Consider the following 12,883-nt stretch of genomic DNA (forward strand, 5'->3'; position numbering starts at 1 on the left):
GCTGGCGTGGTTCTCAGCGCTGCGCCCAGAAGGCTTGCTGCTGGGCGGCGATCTCGGCCTCCATCTCGGGTACGGGGCCGATCAGTTCCACGGCCTTCTGGCAATGATCGAAGACATAGCGCGACGAGACGCTCATGGTCGGATTCTCGCCATGGCTGCCCGTGCACTCCAGCAATCGGTGCTCGGTCATGCCGAACACGATGCGGCCGATATTGGCCCAGTAGGCCGTGCCGGCGCACATGCAGCAGGGCTCCACATTGGTGTAGAGCGTGCAGCCCCAGAGAAACTCGGCCGTGTAATTGGTGGCCGCCATGCGAGCCAAGGTCGATTCCGCGTGGTTGACGGTGTCGATATTGCACTGCTCCATGAGCACGGTCTCCTGATCGGGGCCCACCAGCACGGCGCCGAAGGGGTGGTGGCCCATCTGGGTGGCGCGCTGGGCCACGTCCTGGGCGCGACGCAGATTGCGCTGGATTTGCTCGGCAGAGGGCGTCAGGCCCTGAGGGGGGAAGTTCTTGTCTGTCATGGTGGCGGTCCTTGTGTTGATCAGGCTGGAGTGCTCTGGCTCCAGGGAAAGAAGCGCTTGTGCAACTGCTGCACGCCACCATAGAGCAGCAGGCTGCACAGCACCAGCAGTGCCAGTGCGGCAAAGGCCACGGGCACCTTGAAGGAGGAGGTGGCAAACAGAATCAGATAGCCCAGGCCCTTTTCCGCAGCCACGAACTCGGCGACCACGGCTCCCACAATCGCCAGCGTGATGGAGACCTTGAGGGCCGAAAACACATAGGGCACGGCAAACGGCATGCGAATCTGCCAGTACTGGCGGCTGGTGGTGGCGCGCAGCGAGCGCGACAGCTCCACCAGCTCAGCCGGCACCGAGGCCAGGCCCAGGGCGGTGGAAACCACCAGCGGGAAAAAGGCAATCAGCGTAGTGATGACCACGCGGGGCAGCAGGCCGGCGCCCAGAGTGACGACGATGATGGGGGCGACGGCCACGATGGGGGTGGACTGGATCACCACCAGCCAGGGCATGATGATTTTCGAGAGCAGCTGCGATCGCGTGATGGCGATGGCCAGCGGAATGGCCAGTGCGATCGCCAGCGCATAGCCGATGAGCGCGACCTGCAAGGTGGCCGTGACATGCTCCAGCCAGCGCTGCAGCCCCATCTCGGAAGCAGCCAGCCAGATCTGGCTGGGAGCGGGAAAAATGTACTCGGGTATATGCGCCAGGCGGCAGGTGCCCTCCCAGAACAGCAGGACGGCGAGGAAAACCAGCAGCGAAGCATGGCGTTGTATGAGGGCAGACATAGGGGCCTCTTGGGGCTGCGGGAGGATCTTCAGGCGTGTGCGGGGTGTTTGCTGAAGACCTGGAGACGAATCTCGTTGGCCATTTCGGTGAACACGGGATCGGCCAGAGTGGCCATGCTGCGCGGGCGTGCCAGCGGCACATCGAGGATGTCGGCCACGCGGCCCGGGCGGGCGCTCATGACCACGATGCGGTCGGATAGCAGCAAGGCCTCCTGGATGGAGTGGGTCACAAAGACCACGGTCTTGGGGCGCTCGTTCCAGATGCGCAGCAGCTCCAGGCTCATTTCGTCGCGGGTGAGTGCGTCCAGCGCCGAAAAGGGCTCGTCCATCAGCAAGATGTCCGGGTCGTGGAGCAAGGAGCGTGCAATCGCGACGCGCTGCTGCATGCCGCCCGAGAGTTCGTGGGGCCGCTTGTGGCCGAAATCCCTGAGGCCGATCATCTCCAGCAACTGCTGGGCGCGGGCCTCTTCCTTCATTTCCACATGGCCGTATTTGTGGCGCATGGGGAAGGTGATGTTGTCAAGCACCGAGAGCCAGGGCAGCAGCGTGGGCTTCTGGAACACCATGCCGATCTCGTCGCGTGGTTCGGTCACGGGCAGATCGAAGATGCGTACCTCGCCGCTGCTGGGGCGGATCAGGCCCGCAATCAGGCGCAATATGGTGGACTTGCCGCAGCCCGAGGGGCCGATCAGCGAGACGAATTCGTGGCGGCGCAGATGCAGGTCCACGCCCTGCAGGGCCGTGACGGGGCTGCCATCGCTGGAGACAAAGGTCTGGGTGACCGCGTTCAGATCGATTACGTATTGCATGGCAGGCGATCAAGGAAAGAACAAGGGCGGGAGCGCGAGGGCGGCGCAGCGACGCCCTCGCATGGGATTTACTGGCTCAGAAAGCGGCGATCCACCAGCGTTTCCGGGTCGACCTTCTTGAGGTCGTAACTCATGGACTGTGCCACCCAGCCCCAGGTGGCAGCCAGCAGCCGGGGCTCGAATTTGCCAAGGCCGTCGCGCTGGCTGATCTCGTTCCTGAGCAGCGGGATGGAGGCTTCAAATTCGGCCTTGACCACGGCAAGGTCGGCTTCGGGCACCTGGGCCTTCAGCGACTCGGCCGCCTTTTGCGGGTTCTGGATGGAGAACTCCAGCGACTTTCCCAGTGCCCGCACATAGCGCTTGAGCACTTCGGGGCGCTCCTTGATGGTCCTGTCGCTGGCCATGACGGACCAGCCATAGCCGTCCAGACCGAACTGCGTCCAGGGCAGGACCGAAAGCTCCTTGCCGGCCTGCTTGAGCACGGCGCCGAAGGCCGGACCCACGGTCACCCAGTTGATGGTCGCATCCACGCGGCCCTGGGCCAGCATGGGAGCCAGCGTGGCCGGGTCCGACTTGATGACCTTGATCTTGCTGGCGTCCACGCCGTTCTTCTGCAGCACGATGGGCCACAAGGCATTCGACGAGGAGAAGGTGGGCATGGCCACCGTCTTGCCTTCCATGTCCTTGAGGCTCCTGATCTTGCTGTCGGCGCGCGTGAACAGCGCATCGGGCTGTTTGGAATACAGCGACATCACGGCCTTGACGGGAATCCTGCCTTCGGCAGCGGCCATCATCAGCGCTGAGATACCGCCAAAACCGACATCGGCAGAGCCCGAGGCCACCTTGGTCACGGCATCGGCCGAGCCTCGGCCGGGAACGATCTTCACGTCCAGGCCTTCGTCCTTGAAAAAGCCTTGCTGCACGCCGGCATAGACAAAGGACTTGTCGCCCCCGGGCAGCCAGTCGAGCTGTACCGTGAGCTTGTCGGCTGCCTGGGCCGCTGCGCCACAGGCGACGAGCATGGCGAAAAGGGCGGAGCGTTTGAAGTAGGTGGCGGGGCGCGTCATGAATAACTCCTGAAGAATGCGAATTCGGGCGGAATGGTTGCTATACATTGATGAGCGGCATGCGCAAGCTCATAAAAGGTTTCGATTGGATTTCATCTAAAGCCGGCAGCAAGGCGTCGCTCAGGGCCTGAGGGCAGGCCAGCTGGGGCACATGGCCGCAATCGAGGCTGATGCGCCGGGCGCCCGGCGTGAGCTGCTGCATGCGTTGCTGCAGCGGCAGCGTCACGGAGCGGTCCTGGCGACATTCCACATAGATCCGTGGCACCTGGCCAAAACGCTCGGCGCTGAGCCGGTTCACCATGGCCCGGCCCGCTTCGGGCTGGACGCAGAGACGGCTTGCCGCCTTGAGCGCTGCGGTCGGCGGGCAGTCATGCAGGAACAAGGCCATGGCGGCTTCCAGCGGCACGCTGCTGGCATTGCGCTGCTCGTTCCAGGCCAGATGCGGGCCTATGCCTTGGTAGTCAAAGCCCGGATCGGCGGCGCGGCATTGCGCGATTACATCGTCATAGCTCATGCCGCTGGGCAGCATCATTCCGGCCAGGTAGACCAGTGCGCTGACCCGCTCCGGGGCTGCCTGGGCGACCTGAGATGCCGTCATGCCGCCACCGCTGTGACCGACCACCACCGCAGGGCCGTCCAGCGATTCCAGCACGCGCAGCACATGGGCGGTGTAGCCGTCGAGATTGGCGCAGCTGTCATCTTCGGCGGCTGCATCGCTGCCCGGCAGATTGACGGCAAGCACCTTCCAGCCTCGGGCCTGCAGCAGCGGCGTCCAGGCCGCAAAAGCCCAACTGCCCTGCCAGGCCCCGTGGATCAGCACCATATTGCGTGAGCTTTTCATCGTGGCCTCCGTCAACCGTAGGTGCGGCGATAGCATTCGATCTGGTGCTGCTCCACCGTGACAGCCGGGTATCTGGGCTGCTCACCCTCGTCCAGGCAGGTGGGAATGCATTCCACCTTGTGCAGCGGGTTGCCCGTGAAGAAAAAGGGCACGGAATAGCGTTCGCGACCCGAGACATTGATGACCCGGTGCAAGGTAGAGACATAGCGGTCGTTGGTCCAGCGTGCGAACAGATCGCCGATGTTGACGACGAAGGCGCCGGGCACGGGGGGCGCGTCGATCCAGCTGCCGAGATCCTTGTCCCAGACCTGCAGGCCGCCGGCCTCGTCCTGCAGCAGCAAGGTCACGCCGCCGAAGTCCGTGTGCTCGCCGCAGCCTTTCTCGCCGGGTTCAGGGTTGGCTGGCTGGGGCGGGTAATGCAGCAGGCGCAGGGTCGCGGCGGCCTCCTTGAGATAGCCGTCGAAGTGGCTGACCGGCACGCCCAGCGACAAGGCCAGGCCGCGCACAATGGTCGCGCCCAGACCGTAGGCGGCCTGGTAATAGTTCTGCATCACGGCGCGGAAGTCGGGCAGGGTTTCGGGCCATTGGTTGGGGCCGGTATTGAAGCGGCCGGCCAGCACGCGCGCATCATTGGCCGCGACCTCGGCGCCGGCGTAAAAGCTTTCCTTGAGATCGGGCGGTGCGCCGCTCTCCAGCGTCTGGGCGCGCAGCGGCTCATAGCCGCGATTGCAGCGGGAGAGCTTTTTGTCCACGGCCAGCTTTTCGGTCATGGGCAGGTCAAAGAAGCGCTGGCTGGCGGCAAACAGGCTGCTGATCAGCGCCGGGTCTATGCCATGGCCGGTGATATAGAAGAAGCCGCGCTGTTCGCAAGCCTGGCGCAGCTGCTCGGCCACCAGGTGCTGATCCACAGGGTCATGGCTGCGCAGGCCGCTGATGTCGATGAGGGGGAGGGCAGAGGTGCTCACAAATGGCGTCCAGAAACTGAAGAACTGGAGTCAGTTTAGAAAGCGCAGTCCGTGCTGGATAGCGCAGCTTTTGCTGCAGGGTGATCTAAAAATGTGAGCGCTAATCGCTGACGGGGAAAGCTTTGCACGGCATTGGTGCATTCGCGAGAAGCGATGTGCACAATGCCGGTGCAGGCACAGGCCGAGGGTGGTCTCAGCTCCTGGCGGAAGCCGCCGCAGCAGCGGTCTGCGTGCGTGCCACCCATTCACGCAGGGCGACGCTTTCCTCGTCCTCGCGGCTTTCTATGGCATCGGCCGCGATGCGGTTGAAGGCGTCGAGTGCCGATGGCAGCGTGCGTCCTGCACGCACATAGACGCCGAGTTCGGAGTACAGCGTGGTGGGGGTATCCAGCGGCACATGGACCAGCCGGCCTTCGCGCAGCTCGCGCTCCAGCCCCAGGCGGCTCTGGAAGAAAATGCCCACGCCGCGTTCGGCAAGACTCTTTGCCAGCTCGATGGACGAGGTTTCCAGCAACACCTGCAATGCACGCTTGTGGTGCGCCAGCAAGGGTTGCAGCAAGTCGTGCATGGAGAGTTCGGGCGTGGGCAGAATCAGCGGAAAGGTCGCGCATTGCGCAAAGTCCACACGCTCCAGCTGGGCAATCGGGTGCTTGGGCGGCACGATGGCACCCAGCGCAAAGCGGCCCATGGTGCATTGGCGCAGATTGTCGTGGCGCTTGACCGAAAAGCCTATGCCCACGTCCGCATCGCCCTGAATCACGGCCTGTGCCGCCTGCTGGGAGCCGCAGGTGCGCACATGAATCTGAATCGTGGGGTAGCGCCTGTGCATCTGCGTGAGCACGGCCGGCATCAGGTCGGCGTTCAGGCCTTCCACGGCGGCCACGCTGACCGAGCCGCGACGCACGCCGCGCAGCAGCTCCAGTTCGGTGCTGAGGCGGTGCTCGTCCTGCAGCACCGTGATCACATGGCGCGAAAACACTTCGCCAGCGGCCGTGAGCCGCAGGCCCGAGCTCAGGCGCTCGAACAGCGGGCTGCCGATTTCGTCCTCAAGCTGCAGCAACTGGCGGTTGACTGCCGACGAAGCCACATGCAGATGGCGTGCGGCCTCGCGTATGGAGCCGCAACGGCGAATCATGTCGAAATAGCGAATGGAGCGGGCGTGAATATGCATGCTGCCGGAGGCAGCATATGCCGTGCCAGTTCGCTGGATGGCCGCCTACAGCGGCGCGCCGGCCGCCTACAGCGGCGCGCCGGCCGCCTTGGCGTGCTGGGCGCGGGCATTGAGCTCGGCATCGTCCTCGCGCCCGGTGGGCCAGCCTTGCATATGCCGCTGGGCAATATCGCTGAGTGCGGTGATCCAGGGTGCACTGTCGTTGAGGCAGTCTATGTACTCGAACTGCTGGCCGCCCGCATGCAAAAAGGCTTCACGCGCTTCCTGCTTGATTTCCTCCAGCGTCTCCAGACAGTCGCTGGTAAAGCCGGGGCAGACCACATCGACACGCCGGGTGCCGGCCTGGGCCATGGCAATCAGCGAGGGTTCGGTATAGGGCTCCAGCCATTTGGCCTTGCCAAAGCGCGACTGGAAGGTCACCAGATACTGCTCCTTGCCGAGCTTGAGCCGCTCGGCCAGCAGGCGTGCCGTCTTGTGCGATTCGCAGTGATAGGGGTCGCCCAGATGCAGGGTGCGCTCTGGCACACCATGAAAGCTCATGACCAGCTTGTCCCCGCGACCATGGCCGCGCCAGTGGGCTTCGATGCGCTGTGCCAGCGCTTCGATGTAGCCGGCATCGTCGTGGTAGCGGTTGACAAAACGCAGTTCGGGAATGTGGCGCTGGGTCCTGGCCCATTCATAGACGGCATCGAACACGCTGGCCGTGGTCGTGCCAGAATACTGGGGGTACAGCGGCAGGATCAGGATGCGCGTCGCGCCGTCTTTCTTGAGTGCATCCAGCTGGGCCGCAATGGACGGCGTGCCGTAGCGCATGGCCGGCAGCACCAGCACATTGTGGCCGCGCTCGCCCAGCCAGCCGCGCAGCAAGGTGGCCTGGCGCGTGGTCCAGTGCAGCAGCGGGGAGCCGTCCTTTTCATGCCAGACGGTGGCGTACTTGGCGGCCGACTTGGCCGGACGGGTGCGCAGGATGATGCCGTGCAGAATCGGCCACCAGGCGAGCTTGGGAATCTCGACCACGCGATCGTCACCGAGAAACTCCGCCAGATAAGGGCGCACTGCCGCAGCCGTGGGGGCGGTCGGCGTGCCCAGATTGCACAGCAGGATTCCGGTGCGTGCGGATTGGTCGTGACGGAAGCGGGGTTCGGGCGCAAAGCGTGATGGCATGGCGCAATTGTGTCAGCTAATCGGATAGGCGCAGCCGCTCTGCGGCATTAGCCGGGCCGCTATTCTTCGGGGCATGCAATCCCAAGACACCACAGCCCCTGCCATTGAAACCCTTCAGCGCCTGCGCCACAGCGGACAGATTCGCGCCATCAGCCTGGATCTGGACGACACGCTCTGGCCCATCTGGCCCACGATTGCCAAGGCAGAGGGCGTTTTGCTGCAGTGGCTCGCGCAGCATGCCCCCTGTACGGCCGAGCACCTGGGCGATACGGACAAGGTGCGCGCCTTGCGCCATGAAATCGTGACATTGCGCCCGGATCTGAAAGCCGACCTCAGCGGCCTGCGCCGCGAGTCCATCCGGCTGGCGCTGACCCGCGCCGGCGACGATCCTGCCCTGGCCGAACCGGCCTTTGACGAGTTCTTTGCCGCTCGCCAGCGGGTCGAACTGTTTGACGACGCCTTGCCGGCCTTGCAGTTTCTCTCGCAGCGCTGGCCGGTGGTGGCCCTGTCCAACGGCAATGCGAATGTGCATGTGGTGGGTATCGGCGAGCATTTTCGCGCCTCGCTGTCTGCCAGCACAGCCGGCATGGCCAAACCCGATACGCGGTTTTTCCAGGCCGCAGCGGATGCGGCCGGCGTGGCCCCCGAGCATGTGCTGCACATCGGCGACGATGCGCAGCTGGATGCCCGGGGCGCCATGGATGCGGGTATGCACGCAGTCTGGCTCAACCGCGGGCAGGTAGCATGGCCTTGCGTGGGTCCTGAACCCCACGTCACAGTCGCCAGCCTTTGGCAGTTGTGTCAGGGGCTGGCAGATCGTTGACCGGGACGAGCGGGAGCTTTGCGGGTCAGCGAACAAGGACCGCCTATGCCTACCTGTCTGTCTGCCTGCCTTCTCACGCCACCTCCGCTGGCACCTGTGCGAACCATTGCCTGGAGCCGGCCTCTGGTGTGGCTGTCCAGAGCCTTGCAGGACATTTCTAAGGCTCCGTTAATCAGTCTGGCTCATGGTCTGGCCTTGATCCTGATCGGTGCAGCAATCCTGACCCTGGGGCACAATCGCTTCTGGTTGATGGCAGGAGCCTTGTCGGGCTTTCTGGTGGTGGGGCCTCTGGTGGCCACCAGCCTCTATGCCATCAGCCGGGCCATCGAGCGCGGTGAGGTGGCAGACTGGGGTCTGATCCGCCGCACCTGGACGCAATGGCAGAGCTGCCATGCCACGGGCCGGGGAGGGTACTGGTGCATGGTTCGGTTCGGCGCCTTGCTGGCGCTGGCGGCCACGGGCTGGGTGCTGATTTCTGCGTCGCTGATCACCGTGATGTCGCCCGTGCGTGTGCAAACCCTGCAGGATTTCATTGCGCATGTGGTGCTGGCCAGAGATGGTCAGCTGTTTGTGCAATGGATGGCTTTGGGCAGCTTTCTGGCTGCTCCGATTTTTGCGTCCAGCGTGGTGGCCATGCCGCTGATGCTGGACAGGCGAGTGACCGTGCGCCAGGCCGTGCTGACCAGTTGGTCCGTGGTGCTGGCCAACCCGGGCCCGATGGCCTTGTGGGCGGCGCTGATTGTGATGTTGACTTTGCTGGGCCTTGGCAGCTATCTGCTGGGGCTGGTGGTTGTGATGCCCCTGCTGGGCCATGCCAGCTGGCATGCCTATTGGGACCTGGTGGATGCCGCTGCATTCCCCGCCAGGGATGACGCGATGGTGCGTGCCGTCTGAGCGCTGCGCGACCAGGGCCTGGCAAAGGCTGTAAGGACCTGGTTGTCGTGATATTCGGCTATACGGAAGAGCAGATTGCCCACTTTTTCCTGACCTGGGGCGTGGGCGCCTTCATCTTGTTCATGGTGTTCATCATCCTGCAGTTGGCGCGTCAGTCCAAGGCAGGCAAGTTCGGCACCTTTGTGATTTTTCTGGGTCTGGGCGTGGGCTTTGTCGGCTATCTTGCCAAAATCATCATCCAGTGGTGGATAGAGAGCCACTGAGCCCTGCCCCGCAGCCAGGCCCAATGGCCCGAGCAGATCTTCCCTCCTGCAACGAGAAAGAGGGAAGGCCTGTGGCGCCCCGGGCGCTCAACCCGGTTTCACCTGTGCGCGCTTGAGCACTTTTTGCCAGCGGTTCTGCTCGATGCTGATGAACTGGGCAAACTGCTCAGGCGTGCTGCCAATGGGTTCGGCCGCATCGCCTTGGAGGCGCTTGAGCGCATCGGGTGCCTTGACGGCCTTGGCGCATTCTGCGGCCAGCTTGTCCACATGGGCGCGGGGCAGGCTGGAAGGGGCCAGCATGCCGTACCACTGGGTCATCTCGAAGCCCGCAAAACCCTGCTCTGCCACCGTAGGCACATCAGGCAGTTGCGTCAGGCGCTTGGTCGAGCCGGTGGCAATGCAGCGCACCTTGCCGGCCTTGATGAAGGGCAGCAGCGCGGCGGCGCCGACCGAGGCCGCATCAAGACGGCCCGAGAGCAGGTCTGTCATCATGGGGCCGGTGCCGCGATAAGGCACGTGGAGCATGAAGATGTCGGCCGTCATCTTCAGATACTCGAATGCCAGATGACCTGCACTGCCATTGCCGGCCGAGCCATAGCTGAGCTTGCCGGGATTCTTCTTGGCATAGGCCACCAGATCGGCAATGTTTTTGACGGGCAGATCGGGGTGCACCACATAGAGGCTTGGCACCTTGGCCAGCAGGCTCACGGGCACAAAGTCCTTTTTGGGGTCCCAGGGCAGCTTGTCAAAAATATAGGGGTTGACGGCCAGTGTGCCGATATGGCCGAGGATGACCGTGCTCTGGTCATCGGCGCGAGCCACTTCCTGCATGGCGATATTGCCTGCGGCGCCGGGCTTGTTGTCCACGAATACGTTCTGACCGATGGTCTTGGACAGCTCGGCTGCGGTGGAGCGGGCCACGATCTCAGAGCTGCCGCCAGGCGCAAACGGCACGACAAAGCGAATCGGGCGGTTGGGCCAGCTGTCATCGGCAGCGCGGGCCATGCCGGGCAGCATGCTGCTGCAGGCCAGGGCTCCGGCGCCGGTCAGCAGGTGACGGCGCGAGATGCTCAGAATTTCGCGAGTGGACTTGTCGAACGTGGATGCCATGTTGTCTCCGTTGCTTTTGGCTTTATGCGGCTGAGAGATTGCCTCTCAAGCCATGGTTGCAACTGTGGCTGTCAAATCGCTGTCAAACCGCCTGCGGCAGCGCGATCCGGGCATCAGGATTGTGCTGATAGGGTTTGCGCTAGAGCTACTCAGTCCTGGTCCTTGCGGACCAGCTCGTCGGCAGCCGTCATCCCGCAACGCACCGCACCTTCAAGCGTCGCCGGGTAGGGCCCGCTCACATAGTCGCCGCAAGCCCAGAGGCCATGGCCTAGCTTCATGCCTGGGCGCTTAACGTCGGGTCTGCAGGCAAATGTGGCGCGCTTTTCAACCACGGTCAGCACGGCTTGAATGTCTTGCCAGCCCAGCTGTTGACGGGCTTGTTCCAGCACCTGCCGCTCCAGGGTCTCGCGGTCTGTGCGGCAGTCGCTGACGACAAATGCCATCAGACCTTGCTGGGCACCATCGGCGGGCTGCAGATGACTGCGGTCGAACACAAATTGGGCTGGAGCCTGGGCGTCGGGTTGCAGTGCCAGCCACGGCAGCCCGATTGCAAGGCGATGGCTGCTGCGCGTATAGACCGTGGCAATGGCCGTGTGCTCCAGCGCCTGCGCGCTCTGTGCCCAGTGCTGGTAATGCACGCCGTCGCGGGCGGGAAGTCGCTGGTCTTCGGCCGCCAGCAGGGCCAGTCGAGCGGCTTCTTGAGGCGGGCAGGCCAGCAGCACGGCATCAAAGCGCGATTGCTCCAACTCTGCGGCAGTGGCGGGGTTGGAGCTGCGCAGCAGCCATTGCTGGCCCTGGGGAATCAGCTCCTGAATGCGGCTGGCCGTATGCACGGCATGCCCTCGGTCTTGCAGCCATTGCGCGGCCGGGTTCGGAAACAGATCTCCGAGTCCGCAGCGCGGCAGCAGAAAATGGGAGCCGCCCGTGCCCGCGAACAGCGCGTCATGCAGCACGCGCAGGAAGATGCTGCCGCTGGCCTGTGCGGCTGGCAGATTGAGGGCTGACACGCACAGCGGCTCGATGAATTCATCGAGCAGGCGATTTGGTAGACCGCTGCAGATATCGGCAACGGTTGCAGCATCTGCGCATCGAAAGCCCTGAAGGCGCCAGCGTAGGGCACGGCCCAGCAGGGCGGCACGTTCGCGTAGCGACCAGCCTCTGGCGCTGACAATTCCGACCAGGGCGTCGAGAGGCGAGGGCAGTTCGGGAAAGCTCAGGCCGCTGCCATCGGCATGGCGCATGGCCAGTGGCCTGCGCAGCAGGGCTTGTTCCGGCGCCACGCCCACGGCGCGCATGAGTCGCAGGCATTCGGCATAGGCGCCGATCAGAATATGCTGGCCGTTGTCGGCGCAGGTGCCGCCCGGCAGTTCCAGATTGCGGGCCCGGCCACCGAGCTGGCGGCCGGCTTCGAAAACCGTGGGCTGATGGCCGCCTAGCGAGAGCTGTACTGCGGCAGCCATGCCGGCCCAGCCGCCACCGATGATGGCAACTTGCATGGCGCGCTTACATGCGGCCCAGTGCCTGCATCTTCCAGACCAGCCAGAATTTGCGCAGCGGTGTGAGGCTGATGCGCTGGTGCAGCACCTGGAAGTTCTCGGACTCGATTTCGCGCAGCAGGGTGCGGTAGATGCTGGCCATCATGAGGCCGGGCTTTTGTGCGTGGCGATCGGCATCGGGCAGCAGGCCCAGTGCCTTGTCATAGAGGCTGTGGGCACGCTCGGCCTGAAAGCGCATCAGCGCCGTGAAGCGATCAGAATACTCGCGCTTGTTGATCTCGTGGGCCTTGACGTCGAACTGCTGCAGCTCGCTGATGGGCAGGTAGATACGGCCGCGCATGGCGTCTTCGCCCACGTCGCGGATGATATTGGTCAGCTGCAGGGCCTGACCCAGCGTGTGGGCGTATTCGGTGGTGCGCTCGTCGGTCTGGCCGAAGATGCGGGCGGCGACTTCGCCGACCACGCCGGCGACCAGATGGCAGTAGCGCTGCAGGCCGGCAAAGTCCAGATAGCGGGTCTGATCCAGATCCATCTGGCAGCCTTCGATGACGGCCTGCAGATGGCGCTCTTCGATGCCATAGGTCTTGGCGTGGGGCATCAGTGCCTGCATCACAGGATGGGCGGACTGGCTGGTGAAGGCCCTGTGCACCTCGGTCTTCCACCAGGCCAGCTTGGTGGCGGCCACGCCGGGGTCCGTGACCTCGTCGACCACGTCATCCACTTCGCGGCAGAAGGCATAGAAAGCCGTGATGGCGGCGCGGCGCTCCTTGGGCAAGAAGAGAAAGGCGTAATAGAAGCTGCTGCCCGAAGAGGCGGCTTTGTCTTGGACGTACTGATCCGGATTCATAGGGGGAGCATTGTCCCATGATGCGGGTTGTCGGCCGACACAATAGTGAAATGCGCGGCATGCACCTGGTTGGACTTCAAATTCAATAGCGACCTGCGCAGGTAAAGCAAGGGTTCAGGGTTATC

Annotated in this window: 14 protein-coding genes; 3 read left to right on the forward strand and 11 right to left on the reverse strand. The window is 63.9% G+C overall.

The window, feature by feature from the left end; translation table 11 throughout:
* Positions 1-13: 13 nt before the first annotated feature.
* The 8 genes from O987_RS06710 to hemH all read right to left on the reverse strand — a co-directional run bounded on the left by O987_RS06710 (position 14) and on the right by hemH (position 7,325).
* Positions 14-526, reverse strand: coding sequence for a nucleoside deaminase (locus O987_RS06710; protein WP_003057535.1), 513 nt, complete (start codon positions 524-526; stop codon positions 14-16).
* Positions 527-546: 20 nt separating this feature from the next.
* Positions 547-1,308: an ABC transporter permease gene (locus O987_RS06715; protein ID WP_043371226.1), complete on the reverse strand. Its 762-nt coding sequence runs from the start codon at positions 1,306-1,308 to the stop codon at positions 547-549.
* 29 nt (positions 1,309-1,337) lie between these two features.
* Positions 1,338-2,117, reverse strand: a complete 780-nt coding sequence (locus O987_RS06720; RefSeq protein WP_043371228.1) for an ABC transporter ATP-binding protein — start codon at positions 2,115-2,117, stop codon at positions 1,338-1,340.
* 68 nt (positions 2,118-2,185) lie between these two features.
* Positions 2,186-3,184, reverse strand: coding sequence for an ABC transporter substrate-binding protein (locus tag O987_RS06725; RefSeq protein WP_003057529.1), 999 nt, complete (start codon positions 3,182-3,184; stop codon positions 2,186-2,188).
* 40 nt (positions 3,185-3,224) lie between these two features.
* Complete coding sequence (locus tag O987_RS06730; RefSeq protein ID WP_043371230.1) at positions 3,225-4,025, reverse strand: alpha/beta fold hydrolase; 801 nt, start codon at positions 4,023-4,025, stop codon at positions 3,225-3,227.
* 11 nt (positions 4,026-4,036) lie between these two features.
* Positions 4,037-4,990 (reverse strand): isopenicillin N synthase family dioxygenase, encoded by a 954-nt coding sequence (locus tag O987_RS06735; RefSeq protein WP_003057525.1) that lies wholly within the window; start codon positions 4,988-4,990, stop codon positions 4,037-4,039.
* A 193-nt stretch (positions 4,991-5,183) separates the two neighbouring features.
* Positions 5,184-6,161, reverse strand: coding sequence for a LysR family transcriptional regulator (locus O987_RS06740; RefSeq protein ID WP_003057523.1), 978 nt, complete (start codon positions 6,159-6,161; stop codon positions 5,184-5,186).
* Between the two features lie 66 nt (positions 6,162-6,227).
* Positions 6,228-7,325 carry a ferrochelatase gene (hemH, locus tag O987_RS06745; RefSeq protein ID WP_043371231.1) on the reverse strand — a complete coding sequence of 366 codons (1,098 nt, stop codon included), beginning with the start codon at positions 7,323-7,325 and terminating at the stop codon, positions 6,228-6,230.
* A 73-nt stretch (positions 7,326-7,398) separates the two neighbouring features.
* On the opposite strand from hemH, the gene O987_RS06750 reads away from it, so the two are divergent.
* The 3 genes from O987_RS06750 to O987_RS06760 are packed head-to-tail and all read left to right on the forward strand — an operon-like array spanning position 7,399 to position 9,305.
* Positions 7,399-8,148 (forward strand): HAD family hydrolase, encoded by a 750-nt coding sequence (locus O987_RS06750; RefSeq protein ID WP_080731455.1) that lies wholly within the window; start codon positions 7,399-7,401, stop codon positions 8,146-8,148.
* A 45-nt stretch (positions 8,149-8,193) separates the two neighbouring features.
* A complete protein-coding gene (locus O987_RS06755) occupies positions 8,194-9,042 on the forward strand; it encodes a DUF2189 domain-containing protein (RefSeq protein WP_043371234.1) in 849 nt (282 codons plus the stop codon).
* Between the two features lie 47 nt (positions 9,043-9,089).
* A complete protein-coding gene (locus O987_RS06760) occupies positions 9,090-9,305 on the forward strand; it encodes a DUF2788 domain-containing protein (RefSeq protein ID WP_003057514.1) in 216 nt (71 codons plus the stop codon).
* Between the two features lie 87 nt (positions 9,306-9,392).
* Here O987_RS06760 and O987_RS06765 read toward each other — a convergent pair whose 3' ends face one another.
* The 3 genes from O987_RS06765 to hpnD all read right to left on the reverse strand — a co-directional run bounded on the left by O987_RS06765 (position 9,393) and on the right by hpnD (position 12,758).
* Complete coding sequence (locus O987_RS06765) at positions 9,393-10,415, reverse strand: Bug family tripartite tricarboxylate transporter substrate binding protein (protein ID WP_003057513.1); 1,023 nt, start codon at positions 10,413-10,415, stop codon at positions 9,393-9,395.
* A 149-nt stretch (positions 10,416-10,564) separates the two neighbouring features.
* Positions 10,565-11,911: a hydroxysqualene dehydroxylase HpnE gene (gene hpnE, locus O987_RS06770; RefSeq protein ID WP_043371235.1), complete on the reverse strand. Its 1,347-nt coding sequence runs from the start codon at positions 11,909-11,911 to the stop codon at positions 10,565-10,567.
* Positions 11,912-11,918: 7 nt separating this feature from the next.
* Positions 11,919-12,758, reverse strand: coding sequence for a presqualene diphosphate synthase HpnD (gene hpnD / locus O987_RS06775; protein WP_003057509.1), 840 nt, complete (start codon positions 12,756-12,758; stop codon positions 11,919-11,921).
* Between the last annotated feature and the right edge of the window lie 125 nt (positions 12,759-12,883).

Origin of the sequence: Comamonas testosteroni TK102 (assembly GCF_000739375.1) — a bacterium.
Taxonomy (GTDB): domain Bacteria; phylum Pseudomonadota; class Gammaproteobacteria; order Burkholderiales; family Burkholderiaceae_C; genus Comamonas; species Comamonas brasiliensis.

Bases quoted from the DNA above. Each gene is read 5' to 3' on its own strand.
- O987_RS06765 (WP_003057513.1), bottom strand. From the start codon at position 10,415: ATGGCATCCACGTTCGACAAGTCCACTCGCGAAATTCTGAGCATCTCG.
- O987_RS06755 (WP_043371234.1), top strand. From the start codon at position 8,194: ATGCCTACCTGTCTGTCTGCCTGCCTTCTCACGCCACCTCCGCTGGCA.
- O987_RS06750 (WP_080731455.1), top strand. From the start codon at position 7,399: ATGCAATCCCAAGACACCACAGCCCCTGCCATTGAAACCCTTCAGCGC.
- hemH (WP_043371231.1), bottom strand. From the start codon at position 7,325: ATGCCATCACGCTTTGCGCCCGAACCCCGCTTCCGTCACGACCAATCC.
- O987_RS06730 (WP_043371230.1), bottom strand. From the start codon at position 4,025: ATGAAAAGCTCACGCAATATGGTGCTGATCCACGGGGCCTGGCAGGGC.
- hpnD (WP_003057509.1), bottom strand. From the start codon at position 12,758: ATGAATCCGGATCAGTACGTCCAAGACAAAGCCGCCTCTTCGGGCAGC.
- O987_RS06740 (WP_003057523.1), bottom strand. From the start codon at position 6,161: ATGCATATTCACGCCCGCTCCATTCGCTATTTCGACATGATTCGCCGT.
- hpnE (WP_043371235.1), bottom strand. From the start codon at position 11,911: ATGCAAGTTGCCATCATCGGTGGCGGCTGGGCCGGCATGGCTGCCGCA.
- O987_RS06720 (WP_043371228.1), bottom strand. From the start codon at position 2,117: ATGCAATACGTAATCGATCTGAACGCGGTCACCCAGACCTTTGTCTCC.
- O987_RS06710 (WP_003057535.1), bottom strand. From the start codon at position 526: ATGACAGACAAGAACTTCCCCCCTCAGGGCCTGACGCCCTCTGCCGAG.
- O987_RS06725 (WP_003057529.1), bottom strand. From the start codon at position 3,184: ATGACGCGCCCCGCCACCTACTTCAAACGCTCCGCCCTTTTCGCCATG.
- O987_RS06715 (WP_043371226.1), bottom strand. From the start codon at position 1,308: ATGTCTGCCCTCATACAACGCCATGCTTCGCTGCTGGTTTTCCTCGCC.